This window comes from Martinezella miluonensis (assembly GCF_900094545.1).
GTDB classification, from domain to species: domain Bacteria; phylum Pseudomonadota; class Alphaproteobacteria; order Rhizobiales; family Rhizobiaceae; genus Rhizobium; species Rhizobium miluonense.
Genome location: NZ_FMAH01000016.1, coordinates 34,070 through 49,519, shown reverse-complemented (window position 1 = coordinate 49,519; position 15,450 = coordinate 34,070). Strand labels below are relative to the sequence as shown.

The window sequence follows — 15,450 nt, the reverse complement described above, 5'->3', positions numbered from 1 at the left end:
AGCCTCAAGCCGGTTGCGGCTCGCCCTTGCGATCCGGCGCGTTCAAGCTGTCGATCTGGCGAAGCTGCGGGAACCCGGCCGCCCAGAGAATAGCGACCGTCAGCGTGCCGAGACCTCCGATGACGACGGCGGGGATCGCGCCGAAATAATGCGCCATGATGCCGGCTCGAAACTCGCCAAGCTCATTCGACGCCCCGACGAAGACCATGTTGACGGCATTGACGCGGCCGCGGACGTGATCCGGCGTCCAGAGCGTGATTAGGGTTTCGCGGACATAGACCGAGATCAGGTCGGATGCCCCCATGACTGCAAGAGCTGCTATCGACAGCCACGGCGTATGCGAGATGCCGAAGACCAGCGTGCCCACACCGAACAGGGCGACACCGACGAACATATAGAGGCCGGCACGGTGCCGGATGGGATAGGTCGCCAGAAACAGGCCCATGGCGATCGCGCCGAAGCTGGGGGCAGCGCGCAGGAGGCCGAGCCCCCAAGGCCCAAGCGTCAGGACATCGCGCGCATAGACCGGCATCAGCGCCACCGCACCACCGAGCAGCACGGCGAAGAGATCGAGCGAAACAGCGCCAAGCACCACTTTCTCCGACCAGATGAAGCGGAAGCCTGCGAGGATCTCGTTCATGCTTTTCGATTGCTGCGCGGCACGCTGATGCGGCTTCGGGATCAGGAAAGTCAGGATAGAGCCGGCGGCCAGGAACATCACGGCCACCGTGTAGGATGCGCTGGCACTGACGCCATAGAGCAAACCACCGGCGACAGGGCCGAGAACGGCGGCGGCATCCCAGGACATCGAGTTCCACGTCACCGCATTGGACAGATCCTGCGGCGGAATGAGGTTGGGCGCCAGCGACTGCATCGACGGTGTCATGAAGGCACGCTCGACGCCGAAAACGGCGAGGATCATGAAAACCGGCAGGGGCGCAAATGTGCCGCTGACGGTGAGGAAGAGAAGTGCCGCCGTGCACAGCATGCCGACGAAGATGCAGATCGCCGCAACCCTGCGCCTGTTATAGCGGTCGGCCACCGTACCGGTGACCAGGATCAGCAACAGGGAGGGGAGGAACTGCACAAGGCCGATCAAGCCAAGATAGGCGGGATTTCCGGTGTGGTCATACATCTGCCAGCCGACCGAGACGCTGACGATCTGGGTGGCAAAAGCTGTCAAAAACCGAGCGAAGAAGAAATAGGTATAGGCAATGTGCCTGAAGGCGGCAAACCGGTCTCCGCTGGCAGCGAACGACATGGGACGAGACTTTCCGGCGCGACAGCCGGCGCAAATGCAGACACCGGCCTTTTAAACATGATTCAACATGCTTCGGAGCATGGGACTTGCCCGTTTAGTCGTCAATGTCTACATGTCTGTCAACCGCGAAATGGAGACGGACATGCTCGCTTTATTTCAAACCATTGATCTGGCTTTGAATCTTTACACCTGGGTGCTGATCGGCAGCGCTATCTTTTCCTGGCTCTATGCTTTCAACGTCATCAATTCGAGCAATCAGTTCGTCAGCTCCATCGGCAGCTTCCTTTATGCGGTCACCGAGCCGGCATTGCGCCCGATCCGCCGCATCCTGCCCGATCTCGGCGGCATCGACATCTCGCCGGTCATCCTGCTGCTCATCATCTTCTTCATTAGGTCGCTGATGTGGAACTCGCTGGTTCCGCTGTTCCTGCGGTGAACAGGCCCTGGCAGGCGTCCTCGGATCACCTGCGACTATCCGTGCGTCTCACGCCCAATGGCGGGCGCGACGCGATTGATGGCGTTGAGACCGGCAGCGATGGCGAATGCTATCTGAAGGCGCGCGTCTCGGTCGCGCCGGAGAAGGGCAAGGCCAACAAGGCGCTGATCGCGCTGCTTGCCAAGAGCCTCGGCATCCCCAAATCCTCGCTCGAGCTGCTCAGCGGCGATACCGCTCGTAAAAAAATCCTCCGGATCGATGGCGACCCGGAGGATTTGGCAGAAAGATTAAACGCTATCGCGAAGGGCTGATCAGGCCTTTGCCTTCTTGGCGCGCTCGATAGCTTCGATGATGAGTTCGCCAGCTTCCTTGGAACCGCCCCAGCCGAAGATCTTGACCCACTTGCCGGGTTCCAGATCCTTGTAGTGCTCGAAGAAGTGCTCGATCTGCTTCACCGTGATTTCCGGAAGATCGGTATATTCCTTGACCTTCTCGTAGCGCAGCGTCAGCTTCGGCGACGGAACGGCGATGATCTTCTCGTCCTTGCCGGAATTGTCTTCCATCTTCAGCACGCCGATCGGGCGAACATTGATGACGCAGCCGGGAACCAGCGGACGGGTGCTGGCGATCAGCACGTCGATCGGGTCGCCATCTTCGGAGAGGGTGTGAGGAACGAAGCCGTAATTGCCCGGGTAGGTCATCGGCGTATAGAGGAAACGGTCAACGACCAGCGTGCCGGCCTCCTTGTCCATTTCGTACTTGATCGGATGACCGCCGACCGGCACTTCAACGATGACGTTGACGTCTTCGGGCGGGTTCTTGCCAATGGAAATCGCGTCGATACGCATACATGTCCCCTAATAAGGATGGTTGCCGCCCGCCAAATAATAGGATTCATGCCGCAACGCAACAACGCATCGGAAAAGCGGCGGATTTAGTTGGCGCTTACGGCCAGACGAAACCGATCTTCTTAAGCCGTCTGTGATCGAAGGTCTCGATGCCTTCGCAGAAATCGACACCGCCCTGGCCGCGATAGAAGCGATCGGCATTTTCATTTTCTTCTAGGCACCAGACCACCAGCCCCTTGCAGCCGAGCGACTTCAACAGCCGGCGGGCCTCGCCGAAAAGCATGCGCCCCATGCCCAGACCCTGATATTGCGGACGCAGATAAAGCTCGTAGATCTCGCCTTCCTGCGGAAGGGCGCGGGCACGGTTGAGCCCGAGCGTGGCATAACCGGCAATTTCGCCGGCAACGTCCAGAACCAGCAGCGTAGCCGGCCCGCTGGTCGCCTTGCGCCACCAGCCTTCGCCGCGGCGCTCGATCATCTGGCCAAGAGCGCGATGCGGAATGATGCCGGCATAGGTGTACTGCCACGACTGGCGGTGCACCTCCGAAATGGCTCGGGCATCATGGGGTTCTGCCCGCCGAACATCAATCGACAACGTCTTCATAACGTCTACTCTGGTCTCGCGAACGCGAATTAACCATCCTCATTCATAAAGATGGCAAACTTGCCCACAGGCTTTATCCGTGGATCGTCCCTAAAAATTAACGACTTTTTAACCTTTAGGACAAGGGCTCAAAAACCGAACACACAAAATAAAAACCCCGGCACAATGGCCGGGGTCGTACGATTCCAGGCAGTTTGGCTATCAGGCCAGACGGGCCTTCTCGAAGCGCTTACGCTCGTTCGGATCGAGATACATCTTGCGCAGGCGGATCGACTTCGGCGTGACTTCGACCAGTTCGTCGTCCTGAATCCAGGAGAGAGCGCGGTCGAGCGTCATGCGGATGGGCGGCGTCAGCTTCACGGCTTCATCCTTGCCGGCGGCGCGGATGTTGGTGAGCTTCTTGCCCTTCAGCACGTTGACTTCGAGGTCGTTGTCGCGGGTGTGGATGCCGATGATCATGCCGGCATAGACCTTCTCGCCGGCGTCGATGATCATCGGGCCGCGGTCTTCCAGGTTGAACAGGGCATAGGCCACGGCTTCGCCGGACTCGTTGGCGAGCAGAACGCCGTTGACGCGGCCGACGATATCACCCTTGTAGGGCTGGTAGTCGTGGAACAGGCGGTTCATGACGGCGGTGCCGCGCGTGTCGGTCAGAAGTTCCGACTGGTAGCCGATGAGACCACGGGTCGGCGCCCAGAACACGAGACGGACGCGATTGCCGCCGGACGGACGCAGCTCGGCCATTTCGGCCTTACGCTCCGACATCTTCTGCACGACGATACCCGAATGCTCTTCATCGACGTCGATGACGACTTCTTCGATCGGCTCAAGAAGCTGGCCGCTCTCGTCCTTGTGCATGACGACGCGCGGACGCGACACGGCAAGCTCGAAGCCTTCGCGGCGCATGGTTTCGATCAGAACTGCGAGCTGCAATTCGCCGCGGCCGGAGACGTAGAACGAATCCTTGCCTTCGGCTTCTTCGATCTTCAGCGCGACGTTGCCTTCGGCTTCCTTGAACAAACGGTCGCGGATGACGCGCGAGGTAACCTTGTCACCCTCGGTGCCGGCATAGGGGCTGTCGTTGACGATGAACGACATGGTGACGGTCGGCGGGTCGATCGGCTGCGCGATCAGTGGCTCGGTGACCTGCGGATCGCAGAAGGTGTCGGCGACGGTGCCCTTGGAAAGGCCGGCGATGGCGACGATGTCGCCTGCCTGCGCTTCTTCGATCGGCTGACGCTCGATACCACGGAAGGCGAGGATCTTCGAGATACGGCCGGTTTCGATGAGGTTGCCGTCGGCACCCAGAACCTTGACGGCCTGGTTCGGCTTGATCGAGCCGGAATGGATGCGGCCGGTGATGATGCGGCCGAGGAAGGGGTTGGCTTCGAGGATGGTGCCGATCATGCGGAACGGACCTTCGCCGACGGTCGGCTGCGGAACGTGCTTGACGACAAGATCGAGAAGCGGGCCGAGGCCTTCTTCCTTCGGACCCTCGGGCGAATAGTTCATCCAGCCGTTACGGCCGGAACCGTAGAGGATCGGGAAGTCCAGCTGCTCGTCGGTGGCGTCGAGATTGGCGAAGAGGTCGAAGACTTCGTTGATGACTTCGTCGGCGCGGGCATCCGGACGGTCGATCTTGTTGATCGCAACGATCGGGCGCAGGCCAACCTTCAGAGCCTTGCCGACGACGAACTTTGTCTGCGGCATCGGGCCTTCAGCGGCGTCGACGAGAACGATCGCGCCATCCACCATCGAGAGAATACGCTCGACTTCACCGCCGAAGTCGGCGTGGCCGGGTGTGTCGACGATGTTGATGCGGGTATCCTTCCAGACGACCGAGGTCGCCTTGGCGAGAATGGTGATGCCGCGTTCCTTTTCGAGGTCGTTCGAATCCATGACGCGTTCGGCAACGCGCTGGTTCTCGCGGAAGGAGCCGGACTGCTTCAGGAGCTCGTCGACGAGGGTGGTTTTCCCATGGTCAACGTGCGCGATGATCGCGATGTTGCGAAGTGCCATATGTCTTTATCTCTGAGGCTGGGGCGCAGTGTGTAGTAAACACGCCAATTGCATTTGGCGCGCTCATACCCTTTTTTTCGCGAATGCGAAAGGGGGGAGGCGCGAAAGCTCGTTCGCAAGCCTCTTTACATGACGCAAGGCAATGCCGAAACCCCAAACTCCAGGGGCGAAGATCAGGCCGCCAGCCCCTTCTTCTTCAGCATCGCATCCGGGCTCGGCAGCTTGCCGCGGAAGGCCTTGTAGGTTTCTTCCGGGTCGATCGAGCCGCCGACGGAATAGATATTGGCCTTCAGCTTTTCGGCCATATCCGGATTGAAGGCATCGCCGGTATCCTCGAAGGCGGCGAAGGCATCAGCGTCAAGCACTTCCGACCACATGTAGGAATAATAGCCCGCCGAATAGCCGTCGCCGGAAAACACATGCTGGAAGTGCGGCGTCGCATGGCGCATGACGATCGACTTCGGCATACCGATCTCCGAAAGCACCTGCCCTTGCACCGCCATCGGATCCTCGACCGCGCCGCGGGTATGGAAGGCCATGTCGACCAGAGCCGAAGAGGTGAACTCGACGGTATTGAAGCCGGCATTGAAGGTGCGGGCCGCCAGAACCTTGTCGAGCAGCGCCTGCGGGATCGGCGCGCCGGTCTCATAGTGGACGGCATATTCCTTGAGGATGGCGGGCACCGTCAGCCAATGTTCATAGAGCTGCGACGGCAGTTCGACGAAGTCGCGGGAAACGCCGGTTCCGGAAACCGAAGGATAGGTAACGTTGGAAAGCATGCCGTGCAGCGCATGGCCGAATTCATGGAATAGCGTACGCGCATCATCGAGCGACAGCAGCGCTGGCTTGCCTTCGGCCGGCTTGGCGAAATTGCAGACATTGTAGATGATCGGCAGCTCGCCGACATGACCGTTCTTCAGCGGCAGCTTATGCTGCGACTGGAACGAACTCATCCAGGCGCCGGAGCGCTTGGAGCCGCGGGCAAAGTAATCGCCGAGGAACAAAGCGACGAGCTTGCCTGAGCGATCGCGGATCTCGAAGACGCGCACGTCGGGATGATAGGCGGGAATGCCCTTCTGCTCGACGGCCTTGATGCCGAACAGCCGGCCGGCGACGTCGAAGCAGGCGACGATGATCTTCTCGAGCTGCAGATAGGGCTTCAGCTCAGTTTCGGAGAAATCGAATTTCCGTGTGCGGATCTTCTCGGCATAGTGCCGCCAGTCCCAGGGCATGACCTCGTGATTGCGACCCTCTTCGGCGATCAGGGCGGCAATATCCCTTTCTTCCTCACCGGCACGAGCCGCCGCCTTGGACCATACGGCCACCAGCAGATCGTTCACCGCCGTCGGCGTCTTCGCCATGGTGTTGTCGAGCTTCAGCTCCGCGAAGTTGGCATAGCCGAGCAGCTTGGCCTTCTCCGCCCGCAGCGCCAGCGTCTCGCGGATAATCTCGCGATTGTCGGTCTTGCCGCCATTGGCACCGCGCGCAACCCAGGCGTTGAAGGCCTGCTCGCGCAGATCACGGCGCTCTGATGATGTCAGGAACGGCTCGATGATCGAGCGCGACAGCGTAACGGCATATTTGCCCTCTTCGCCGCGTTCACGCGCAGCTGCCGCCATCGCATCGCGCAAATAGTCTGGGAGACCGGCGAGATCCGCTTCCTCCGACAGCAGAAGTGCCCAGCTCTTTTCATCGGCAAGCACGTTCTGACCAAATTGCGCACCGAGGCCGGCGAGCGTCTCGTTGATCGCGGAAAGCCGCTCCTGCTCAGCTTTCGGCAGCTTGGCGCCTGCCTTGACGAAGCCCTTCCAGTGCCGCTCCAGCACGCGGGTCTCTTCCAGCGTCAAGGCAAGTTTGTCACGGCCGTCCCAAAGGGTGTCGATGCGCGCAAAGAGCGCCGCATTCGTGCCGATCTTCGAATAGTGCCGCGCCATCTTCGGCGCGATCTCGCGCTCCAGCGCCTGGATGGTCTCGTTGGTATGAGCGCCGGCCTTGTTCCAGAAGAGCGCCGAAATGCGCGACAGCTCGTCGCCCGCGAGTTCGAGCGCGATCACGGTATTGGCGAAGGTCGGCGCCGCGCTGTCACCGGCGATGGCATCGATCTCTGCTTCATGCGCCGCGAGCGCCGCATCGAAGGCCGCGGCAAAATCCGTATCCTTCACCGCATCGAAACGCGGCAGCCCCTGATGTCCGGTCCATTCGATAAGAGCGGGATTGACGGCGGCAAGTGAAGACATTCAGGGCATCCTTTCGACAGACATCTGATCGAAGCACGATATAAGACGACCCCCGCCGAATTGGTATGGCGCAAGCCGAACAAATTCAAAGAGGAGCGATCAAGCCCTGCGCCAGCCGAGCAGGCCCGGAGTGGCGTGCCAAAGAGCCTGCACCGCAAAACCCATGAAGAGCACGCCCGAGCAACGCACGATCAGCCGCTCATGGGCGCGGTAGAAGCGCCGCACGGCACTCGCTCCGATGATGCTGATCAGGATGAGATCGGCAGTTATGAAACCAATGAAAGAAACGATGAGCAGCAGCGGCAAGGCGCTGAAAGTGAGCGCACTGGCGGAGCCCGCCACCAAGGCGGTAAACGTTGCCAACGCGACAGGGTATCCCTTGGGATTGGTCACGCCGAAGATCAGGCCGCGGCGGAAAGGGCGGTCGACGGTGACGAGCGACTTGCCATCGCCCTTCGGCTTGGCTGTTACTGCGCTCCAGCCGATCCAGGCAAGATAGAAGCCACACAGCAATCCAAGGAGATCGAAAACGAAGGTTCCGATGGTTTTGGCGCCGACGATGGCGACCAGGGCAAGCGTCGACCAGACGAGATCGCCCAGAAGGTGGCCGCTGACGAAAAACGCACCCGCCTTGCGCCCCTGCCCGGCGCCGATGCCGAGCAGCGCCAGGAAGGCAGGGCCGGGAATCAGCACATAGAACAGCGCCGCCAGAAAAGCGCCGACAACAAGCGATTGCGTCATGATTGGGGGTCCCTACTGCTGATCGCGCGAGAGTAGCAATATCCTGAATCCGGTCAAGCCGCCGCTCATTTATGGCCCAAGAAGGCGTTGTGTTCATAGGTCTAAACCAATAAGAACGTGGGTGGGGCCTAAAACTGAAAAGCGTAGGTAGGGAAACGCTTATGAACAGCAGGATTAATACGGATTCGCTCGCTTTTCTTGTGAGCGACTGCGCCCGCTTGATCAGAACGGCCTTTGAGCGACGCATTCTTGTCGCAGGGCTCGGCCTGACGGCGGGCGAAGCGAGAACTCTGATGCAGGTTGCCGCCATCAACGGAAGTCGCCAGCTTGACATCGCCTCCAGGATGGGGTTGGAGCCGATGACAGTCAGCGCCTTTTTGGACAAGTTGCAAGCACGAGGTCTGATCGAACGTCAACCGGATCCGCTCGACCGCCGTGCCAAGCGGATCGTGCTTTCGGAATCGGCGGAAGCCAAGCTGACGCAGATCGACAGAGAAGTCTGCGAAGTCGAGCGAAATGCGACGCAGGGCTTCGGCAAGGATCTGCAAATTCAGTTGCACGACGCGCTCTGCGCCTTTCGCAGCAATCTTCAGAAGGCCGAAGCGCCTGCAGAGGTCGAACGCGAATTGAGGCCGGTGGACTAATTCCAGCAGCAGCGCCTTCTACAAAAGAAAAGCCCGCTTCCGACGACCGGAAGCGGGCTTTTCTGCATCTGGATATCAGTTACTTCGACAGGTTGCGCTTGGCGAGCGTGCGCAGGCGCAGTGCGTTGAGCTTGATGAAGCCGGCTGCGTCCTTCTGGTCGTAGGCGCCCTGGTCGTCCTCGAAGGTGACCAGCTTGTCGGAATAGAGCGACTTCGGGCTCTCGCGGCCGATGGTCATGACATTGCCCTTGTAGAGCTTCAGCGTCACTTCGCCTTCGACATGCTCCTGGCTCTTGTCGATCAGCGCCTGCAGCATTTCGCGCTCCGGCGAGAACCAGAAGCCGTAATAGATCAGCTCGGCATAGCGCGGCATCAGCTCGTCCTTGAGGTGCGCGGCACCGCGGTCGAGCGTGATGGATTCGATGGCGCGGTGCGCTGCGAGCAGGATCGTGCCGCCGGGGGTCTCGTAGACGCCACGCGACTTCATGCCGACGAAACGGTTCTCGACAAGGTCGAGGCGGCCGATACCGTTGTCGCGTCCGTATTCGTTCAGCTTCGCAAGCAGCGTTGCCGGGCTCAGGCGCTGACCGTTGATCGAAACGGCATCACCCTTTTCGAAGCCGACCTTGATGATCGTTGCCTTGTCGGGCGCAGCTTCCGGGGAAATGGTGCGCATGTGCACATATTCCGGGGCTTCCTGGGCGGGATCTTCCAGAACCTTGCCTTCAGAGGAGGAGTGCAGCAGATTGGCGTCGACGGAGAACGGCGCTTCGCCCTTCTTGTCCTTGGCAACTGGAATCTGGTGCTTCTCGGCGAATTCGAGCAGGTCGGTACGGCTCTTGAACGACCAGTCGCGCCAGGGAGCGATGATCTTGATGTCCGGGTTCAGCGCGTAGGCCGAAAGCTCGAAGCGGACCTGGTCGTTGCCCTTGCCGGTGGCGCCATGCGCGATGGCATCGGCGCCGGTCTTCTTGGCAATCTCGATGAGGTGCTTGGAGATCAGCGGACGGGCGATCGACGTGCCGAGCAGGTAGACGCCTTCATAGACGGCATTGGCGCGGAACATCGGGAAGACGAAATCGCGCACGAATTCTTCGCGCACGTCCTCGATGTAGATTTCCTTGATGCCGAGCAGTTCGGCCTTCTTGCGCGCCGGCTCCAGCTCTTCGCCCTGACCGAGATCGGCGGTGAAGGTCACGACTTCGGCGCCCAGCTCCGTCTGGAGCCACTTCAGGATAATCGAGGTGTCGAGGCCGCCGGAATAGGCGAGAACGACTTTCTTCACGTCTTTATGTGATGCCATGGTGAGTTCCGTTTCAAGGCGAGCCAGGGGAGAGGCCCGCAAACCTGTATCGCGGAACTTTTAGCGAGATTATCGTGAGGCGCAAGGGGAAGCGCTGCATCGCCGCCTCCGGCGGGTTTGACACGCCTTCGGAAAGCTCCATATTCGGCGGCGAGCAAGCATTGCCTGGAGGGCACGCCTTTGACCGATATTCAAGACATTTTCAAGAAATCCAATGTTGCCGTCGTCACCGGCGGCGCATCCGGCATCGGCTTTGCCGCAGCGAAATATTTCGCCTCGCTCGGCATGAGCGTCGCCATTGCCGACCTCGGCGGCGATCGGCTGGCACAAGCGGCCGCCGAACTCAAGGCGATCACGGGGGAAGAGCACGTCCTGGCCATCGAGACCGACGTTGCGAGCAGGGAAGCGCTGGAAGCGTTGGAGCGCACGGTCCTGCAGCGTTTCGGCCGCGTGCATGTGCTGATGAACAATGCGGGCATCGGCCCGGAAACCTCGATCTTCAGCGCCCAGGCCGGCTGGGACGCCATCCTCGGTGTCAATCTGCTCGGCGTCATCAACGGCACCCGCGTCTTTGGACCGGGCATGCTCGCGCATGGCGAACCGGGCCTGATCATCAACACCGGCTCGAAGCAGGGCATCACCACGCCTCCCGGCAATCCCGCCTACAATGTCTCGAAGGCCGGCGTGAAGGTGTTCACCGAAGCGCTGCAGCACGAGCTGCGCAATACGGAAGGCGCAAAGATATCCGCGCACCTGCTGATCCCCGGCTTCGTCTTCACCGGCCTGACTAAGGGCGAACGCAAGGAAAAACCCGCCGGCGCCTGGACGCCGGAGCAGACGGTCGATTTCATGGTGGAAAGCCTTAAGCGCGGCGATTTCTACATTCTCTGCCCGGACAACGACGTCGCCCGACCTGTCGATGAACGCCGCATGTTGTGGGCAGCCGGCGATATCGTCGAGAACCGCCCGCCGCTGTCGCGCTGGCACCCCGACTATGCTGATCAATTCAAGGCATTCCTCGAAAAGAAGGATTGATTTGCAATCCCTCCAAAGCCGGATAGAAACACGCATCCCCTATCCGGTTTTCGGAGCAGCCCCGTGGACTTCATACCTAGCCTGCCGACCCTTCTTGCCTTTTCCGCAGCAAGCCTGCTGCTGGCGATGACGCCTGGCCCCGACATGACGCTGTCGATCAGCCGCGCGCTGGCGCAGGGCAAAAAGGCGGCGCTTTTCGTCGTGCTCGGCACCACGCTCGGCGTTGTCGTTCACACCTGCCTTGTGGCCTTTGGCATTTCCGCGCTGATTACGGCCTCGCCCATTGCCTTTACCGTCCTGAAGACCGGTGGCGCTGCCTATCTGCTGTGTCTGGCGATCCAGGCGATCCGCTTCGGCTCCAGCCTGTCGGTCAAGAAGGTCGATGCGGTCGGCGGAACGCCACTCGCCAACATCTCCAACGGCTTCTGGGTCAATCTGCTGAACCCGAAGGTCATCATCTTCTTCATGACCTTCCTGCCGCAGTTCGTCACGGCGGGCGATCCGGCCGTCACGCATAAGCTGCTCTTCCTCGGCTTCTTCTTTATCGTGATCGGCATGCCGGTGAACATGCTTGTCGTTCTTGCCGCCGATGGCCTGTCGTCCTGGCTGCAGAGAAACCGCGGCGTGATGCGCGGCCTGGATTACACCTTTGCCAGCGTTTTCTCGATCTTCGCGGTGAAGATCTTCTTCACTCAGGCTCGCTGAGAACAGCGCGACGCCCGGCAAACCGACCGGCGATCCACCAGTAGACGGTGGCACTGACGGCACCCAGGAAGGCGAAGCAGACTACGATAGTGATTAGATTGAGGGTCTGCGGCCGCTCCACGCTGCCTGAAATCAAAATGGAGGCGACGGCCGACAGGACGGCGCCGTAGATCGCGTAACCGTACCAGCGGCGCATACCGAGCCATTCCAGGATCAGGATGATCACGATGGATGGCAGGATGCTGACGATCATGGCGAGCTTGGTCAGCGCGATCGTCAGTGCGAAAAGCTCGGGCGCCGCCGTATCCGGCATCGTCCATGCGGCAACGCAGGCAAGCACGAAGCCCATCATAGCGCAAGCAGCGACATAGCCCCATAAGAGGCGTATCGGCTTGCGCAGTCCGACGAGCATAGAGCTCAATCCTCGCCGTGATTGGCGATCATCATTGCTTCGAAAGCCAATCTCTCCGTCTTGCGCATGCGTTCCGACTCCGACTTCAACTGGCCGCAGGCGGCGAGAATGTCACGCCCGCGCGGCGTACGGATCGGCGAGGCATAACCGGCCGAATTGATGAAATCGGCGAACTTCTCGATCTGCTCCCAGTCCGAACACTGATAGTTCGTGCCGGGCCAGCGGTTGAAGGGGATCAGGTTGATCTTGGCCGGAACGCCCTTCAAGAGCTGGATCAGCCCCTTCGCGTCCTCGAGGCTGTCGTTGACGCCCTTCAGCATCACATATTCGAAGGTGATGCGACGCGCATTCGACAGGCCCGGATAGGCGCGGCAGGCGTCCATCAGCTCCTTCAGCGGATATTTCTTGTTGATCGGCACCAGCATGTCACGCAGATCGTCGCGCACGGCATGCAGCGAGATCGCCAGCATGACGCCGATCTCGTCGCCGGTGCGGTAGATTTCCGGTACGACGCCAGAGGTCGAAAGCGTGATGCGCCGCTTCGAGAGGGACAGGCCGTCGCCGTCGGAGGCAATCAACAGCGCCGTCTTGACGCTGTCGAAATTATAAAGCGGCTCGCCCATGCCCATCATGACGATGTTGCTGACCTTGCGGCCTTCCGCCGGCATGATCGTGCCCTGCGGCGCTTCACGATCCGGAAAATCGCCAAGCCGGTCGCGCGCCAGCAGCAGCTGCGACAGGATCTCTTCCGCCGTCAGGTTGCGCACCAGCCGCTGCGTGCCGGTATGACAGAAGGAACAGGTCAGCGAGCAGCCGACCTGGCTGGAAATGCAAAGCGTGCCGCGGCCCTCTTCCGGAATATAGACGGCCTCGATCTCGACCGGGCGGCCGGCGCCGCGCGGCGGGAAGCGGAGCAGCCACTTGCGGGTGCCGTCATTGGAGACCTGCTCCTCGACGATCTCAGGACGAGCGATAGTGAAATGCGTCTTCAGCATCTCTCGCATGTCTTTTGAGACATTCACCATGGCATCGAAATCGGAGACGCCGCGCACATAGATCCAGTTCCAGAGCTGGCTGACGCGCATCTTGATCTGCTTGTCGGCGACGCCCTTTTCCTTGAGAGCGGCACCCATTTCCTCGCGCGTCAGGCCGATCAGCGACGGTTTCGGCGAAAGCTCGACCGGCTGCGATACGGGCATCGGCTTGAGCTTGGAGGGGGTCATGACATCGGTGGCAGACATAGGATCATTCCAACGGTTCACATCGGCAATGCCGCAAAAGCTGACGAAAGCTGCGGATGCGGGCAAGGCACGGAAATCTGAAGATTCGCGCGGTGGCGGGACACACGGTCTGCCGGACACCTGCTGTTGGCGCGGCCTTTAGCATTAATTTCCGCCCGCGTCATCCCTTTCCCTCAAAAGCAAAGGCTGGGCCTTCAAAAGCAAAAGGCCGGTCGTCTTGACCGGCCTTGTTCATTGCGGTCGCGGCAACGGGAGGATCACATTAGCGTGATCCCTCGGCCCCTCGATCTTACTTGCAGTTCTCGATCTGCTTCAGCGCAGCGCTGACGCCCTTCAGCGAATAGGTATAGGACGTCGCCGTACCCTTCTTCGAAGTCGCCGTAACCTTCAGCGAGTGACCGGACTTCAGGGCGGCAACCAGCGCAGGCTCCTGCGCGGCATTCTCAACCCAGGCGGCCTTGTCCTTGGTGAACATCACGAAGGTCTTGTTGTCGATGACGACGTTGACCTTGGAGCTCTCCTTGAGCGGATAGCCCATCATCGCCTGCGGTTCATAGGAAATGTTCTGGCCCGGACGCTGGGACACGATGAAGAAGTTCTCGCCATGGTCGATACCCGATGGCGGCGCCTTGGCCGTCGGCACCGAGAGAACGTAGCAGACCTTGCCACCGGCGGACTGGTAGGAGTAGGCGCCCCAGGCGTCAAACTGCTGGATGCGCGAAGGAGAGGCCGGCGCCGCCGCTACAGGTGCCTGCGGCTGCTTCTGCTTTTTGGTCTGCGCGGACGCGATGCCGGTTCCGGCCAGAACGAGCGAGAGGGCGATTGCGAAGCTTTTTACAAACATGGTTTCCTGCCGATTTCTTGCGGTCCAGAGCTCATGGCGATTCGATTAACGCACGCCTATGCTCGTGAGCTGCCCTATTTTGACTTTATTCAGGTTACCAAACCGTCAACGGAGCGCTGACCACTCTTGGCTCCGTTCCATTTCAATCAAGGTATCGAACGGAGCTTGAAACGCGTCAGAAGGAGTTGGAAAACCCGGATGGTGAAATACCACCCTACGGATTCGATTTAAGACAGAAAGATTCAGGCAAGAATTTGACCTCGCTAAAATCAGGGGAGCCTCATAAAGCTCTGGAAACCCGAGAGGATTCGGACCAGCCCCATAAAGCGGGCATCAGGCCGTCTTCATGGCCTCGGGTTCGCTCTCCAAAGCCCGATCGGCAGCATCGTAATGTTCCTGGCGGATATGGCCCCTGATCATGCTGAAGGCGAGCGTCAGCACGGCGATGTCGTCCGTATAGCCGATGACGGCAAAGAAATCGGGGATGATGTCGACAGGCATGACGAAATAGCCGAGCGCCGCCAGCAGGATGCCGCGAACGCGGGTCGGCGTTTGCGGATCGAGCGCACAATAGAAAGCGGCTACGACATCGCGCGAAAACGGAATATGACGAGCCGCTTTCCGTAAAGTCGGCCAGAATTTCCGGCGCACCGATTTCTCCTGCTCTTTTTGGGTCTCTTCATCACCAGGCATCAGGATTTCCCCGTACTTGATGTCATCCATTCCGTTCACCTCTATTCGCGCCCGTCGCCCGGACCGTGTAAACATATGGTGATCGCCTGACGCGATTCAATCGAGCCGGCGCGCGGCCGCCTTTTCCATCGCTTTTGCCAGCTTGACGTCGTAATCGGTCAGGCCGCCGGCGTCGTGCGTCGTCAGCTTCACCTCGACGCGGGAATAGACATTGAACCACTCCGGGTGATGGTTGAATTTTTCGGCGGCAAGTGCTGCTTCCGTCATGAAGCCGAAGGCCTCGACGAAATTGCGGAACTTGAAAGTCTTCGAAATCGAAAGTCCGTCGGACGCGAGTGCCCAACCGCCGAGTTCCGACAGGTTTTGATCGATTGCCGCGCGGTCCAGCTTCTCGTATTTCATGACACGTCACTCCTCTCTAGCGGTT

At 60.1% G+C, this 15,450-nt stretch carries 17 protein-coding genes; 5 read left to right on the top strand and 12 right to left on the bottom strand.

The window, feature by feature from the left end; genetic code table 11:
• Positions 1 to 4 precede the first annotated feature (4 nt).
• Positions 5 to 1,261: an MFS transporter gene (locus tag GA0061102_RS14935; RefSeq protein ID WP_092849632.1), complete on the bottom strand. Its 1,257-nt coding sequence runs from the start codon at positions 1,259 to 1,261 to the stop codon at positions 5 to 7.
• 112 nt (positions 1,262 to 1,373) lie between these two features.
• Here GA0061102_RS14935 and GA0061102_RS14930 point away from each other — a divergent pair, with 112 nt between their 5' ends.
• Both GA0061102_RS14930 and GA0061102_RS14925 read left to right on the top strand, forming a co-directional pair.
• On the top strand, positions 1,374 to 1,697 hold the full coding sequence (locus GA0061102_RS14930) for a YggT family protein (protein ID WP_092849629.1): 324 nt from the start codon (positions 1,374 to 1,376) through the stop codon (positions 1,695 to 1,697).
• Positions 1,694 to 2,008, top strand: coding sequence for a DUF167 domain-containing protein (locus tag GA0061102_RS14925; RefSeq protein WP_092849626.1), 315 nt, complete (start codon positions 1,694 to 1,696; stop codon positions 2,006 to 2,008). Before GA0061102_RS14930 ends, GA0061102_RS14925 begins: the two co-directional genes overlap by 4 nt.
• Here GA0061102_RS14925 and ppa read toward each other — a convergent pair whose 3' ends face one another.
• From ppa to GA0061102_RS14900, 5 genes are all read right to left on the bottom strand, one after another.
• Positions 2,009 to 2,545: an inorganic diphosphatase gene (ppa, locus tag GA0061102_RS14920; RefSeq protein WP_092849624.1), complete on the bottom strand. Its 537-nt coding sequence runs from the start codon at positions 2,543 to 2,545 to the stop codon at positions 2,009 to 2,011.
• Between the two features lie 97 nt (positions 2,546 to 2,642).
• Positions 2,643 to 3,149, bottom strand: coding sequence for a GNAT family N-acetyltransferase (locus GA0061102_RS14915; RefSeq protein WP_092849621.1), 507 nt, complete (start codon positions 3,147 to 3,149; stop codon positions 2,643 to 2,645).
• A gap of 201 nt (positions 3,150 to 3,350) precedes the next feature.
• Positions 3,351 to 5,168 (bottom strand): translational GTPase TypA, encoded by a 1,818-nt coding sequence (gene typA, locus GA0061102_RS14910; RefSeq protein WP_092849619.1) that lies wholly within the window; start codon positions 5,166 to 5,168, stop codon positions 3,351 to 3,353.
• Positions 5,169 to 5,341: 173 nt separating this feature from the next.
• Entirely contained in the window at positions 5,342 to 7,405 is a 2,064-nt protein-coding gene (locus tag GA0061102_RS14905; protein ID WP_092849611.1) for a M3 family metallopeptidase, read from the bottom strand.
• A gap of 99 nt (positions 7,406 to 7,504) precedes the next feature.
• Positions 7,505 to 8,146, bottom strand: a complete 642-nt coding sequence (locus GA0061102_RS14900; protein ID WP_092849604.1) for a LysE family translocator — start codon at positions 8,144 to 8,146, stop codon at positions 7,505 to 7,507.
• Positions 8,147 to 8,307: 161 nt separating this feature from the next.
• Between GA0061102_RS14900 and GA0061102_RS14895 the strand changes: the two genes are divergently transcribed.
• Positions 8,308 to 8,790, top strand: coding sequence for a MarR family winged helix-turn-helix transcriptional regulator (locus GA0061102_RS14895; protein WP_092849601.1), 483 nt, complete (start codon positions 8,308 to 8,310; stop codon positions 8,788 to 8,790).
• A gap of 79 nt (positions 8,791 to 8,869) precedes the next feature.
• On the opposite strand, the gene GA0061102_RS14890 is transcribed toward GA0061102_RS14895, so the two are convergent.
• A complete protein-coding gene (locus GA0061102_RS14890; protein ID WP_092849592.1) occupies positions 8,870 to 10,093 on the bottom strand; it encodes an argininosuccinate synthase in 1,224 nt (407 codons plus the stop codon).
• A 180-nt stretch (positions 10,094 to 10,273) separates the two neighbouring features.
• Between GA0061102_RS14890 and GA0061102_RS14885 the strand changes: the two genes are divergently transcribed.
• On the top strand, positions 10,274 to 11,128 hold the full coding sequence (locus GA0061102_RS14885) for an SDR family NAD(P)-dependent oxidoreductase (RefSeq protein WP_092849587.1): 855 nt from the start codon (positions 10,274 to 10,276) through the stop codon (positions 11,126 to 11,128).
• A gap of 63 nt (positions 11,129 to 11,191) precedes the next feature.
• Complete coding sequence (locus tag GA0061102_RS14880; protein ID WP_092849584.1) at positions 11,192 to 11,833, top strand: LysE family translocator; 642 nt, start codon at positions 11,192 to 11,194, stop codon at positions 11,831 to 11,833.
• Here GA0061102_RS14880 and GA0061102_RS14875 read toward each other — a convergent pair.
• The 5 genes from GA0061102_RS14875 to GA0061102_RS14855 all read right to left on the bottom strand — a co-directional run bounded on the left by GA0061102_RS14875 (position 11,817) and on the right by GA0061102_RS14855 (position 15,425).
• Positions 11,817 to 12,245, bottom strand: a complete 429-nt coding sequence (locus GA0061102_RS14875) for a hypothetical protein (RefSeq protein WP_092849581.1) — start codon at positions 12,243 to 12,245, stop codon at positions 11,817 to 11,819. The genes GA0061102_RS14880 and GA0061102_RS14875 overlap by 17 nt on opposite strands.
• A 5-nt stretch (positions 12,246 to 12,250) precedes the next feature.
• Positions 12,251 to 13,486 carry a dual-specificity RNA methyltransferase RlmN gene (gene rlmN, locus GA0061102_RS14870; RefSeq protein ID WP_092849572.1) on the bottom strand — a complete coding sequence of 412 codons (1,236 nt, stop codon included), beginning with the start codon at positions 13,484 to 13,486 and terminating at the stop codon, positions 12,251 to 12,253.
• A gap of 289 nt (positions 13,487 to 13,775) precedes the next feature.
• A complete protein-coding gene (locus GA0061102_RS14865; protein ID WP_092849472.1) occupies positions 13,776 to 14,330 on the bottom strand; it encodes an invasion associated locus B family protein in 555 nt (184 codons plus the stop codon).
• A gap of 333 nt (positions 14,331 to 14,663) precedes the next feature.
• A complete protein-coding gene (locus tag GA0061102_RS14860; RefSeq protein ID WP_092849469.1) occupies positions 14,664 to 15,053 on the bottom strand; it encodes a YkvA family protein in 390 nt (129 codons plus the stop codon).
• A gap of 66 nt (positions 15,054 to 15,119) precedes the next feature.
• Positions 15,120 to 15,425 (bottom strand): 4a-hydroxytetrahydrobiopterin dehydratase, encoded by a 306-nt coding sequence (locus GA0061102_RS14855; RefSeq protein WP_092849467.1) that lies wholly within the window; start codon positions 15,423 to 15,425, stop codon positions 15,120 to 15,122.
• Positions 15,426 to 15,450 lie beyond the last annotated feature (25 nt).

Bases quoted from the DNA above. Each gene is read 5' to 3' on its own strand.
- GA0061102_RS14935 (WP_092849632.1), bottom strand. From the start codon at position 1,261: ATGTCGTTCGCTGCCAGCGGAGACCGGTTTGCCGCCTTCAGGCACATT.
- GA0061102_RS14930 (WP_092849629.1), top strand. From the start codon at position 1,374: ATGTCTGTCAACCGCGAAATGGAGACGGACATGCTCGCTTTATTTCAA.
- ppa (WP_092849624.1), bottom strand. From the start codon at position 2,545: ATGCGTATCGACGCGATTTCCATTGGCAAGAACCCGCCCGAAGACGTC.
- GA0061102_RS14915 (WP_092849621.1), bottom strand. From the start codon at position 3,149: ATGAAGACGTTGTCGATTGATGTTCGGCGGGCAGAACCCCATGATGCC.
- typA (WP_092849619.1), bottom strand. From the start codon at position 5,168: ATGGCACTTCGCAACATCGCGATCATCGCGCACGTTGACCATGGGAAA.
- GA0061102_RS14905 (WP_092849611.1), bottom strand. From the start codon at position 7,405: ATGTCTTCACTTGCCGCCGTCAATCCCGCTCTTATCGAATGGACCGGA.
- GA0061102_RS14900 (WP_092849604.1), bottom strand. From the start codon at position 8,146: ATGACGCAATCGCTTGTTGTCGGCGCTTTTCTGGCGGCGCTGTTCTAT.
- GA0061102_RS14895 (WP_092849601.1), top strand. From the start codon at position 8,308: ATGAACAGCAGGATTAATACGGATTCGCTCGCTTTTCTTGTGAGCGAC.
- GA0061102_RS14890 (WP_092849592.1), bottom strand. From the start codon at position 10,093: ATGGCATCACATAAAGACGTGAAGAAAGTCGTTCTCGCCTATTCCGGC.
- GA0061102_RS14875 (WP_092849581.1), bottom strand. From the start codon at position 12,245: ATGCTCGTCGGACTGCGCAAGCCGATACGCCTCTTATGGGGCTATGTC.
- rlmN (WP_092849572.1), bottom strand. From the start codon at position 13,486: ATGTCTGCCACCGATGTCATGACCCCCTCCAAGCTCAAGCCGATGCCC.
- GA0061102_RS14865 (WP_092849472.1), bottom strand. From the start codon at position 14,330: ATGTTTGTAAAAAGCTTCGCAATCGCCCTCTCGCTCGTTCTGGCCGGA.
- GA0061102_RS14860 (WP_092849469.1), bottom strand. From the start codon at position 15,053: ATGGATGACATCAAGTACGGGGAAATCCTGATGCCTGGTGATGAAGAG.
- GA0061102_RS14855 (WP_092849467.1), bottom strand. From the start codon at position 15,425: ATGAAATACGAGAAGCTGGACCGCGCGGCAATCGATCAAAACCTGTCG.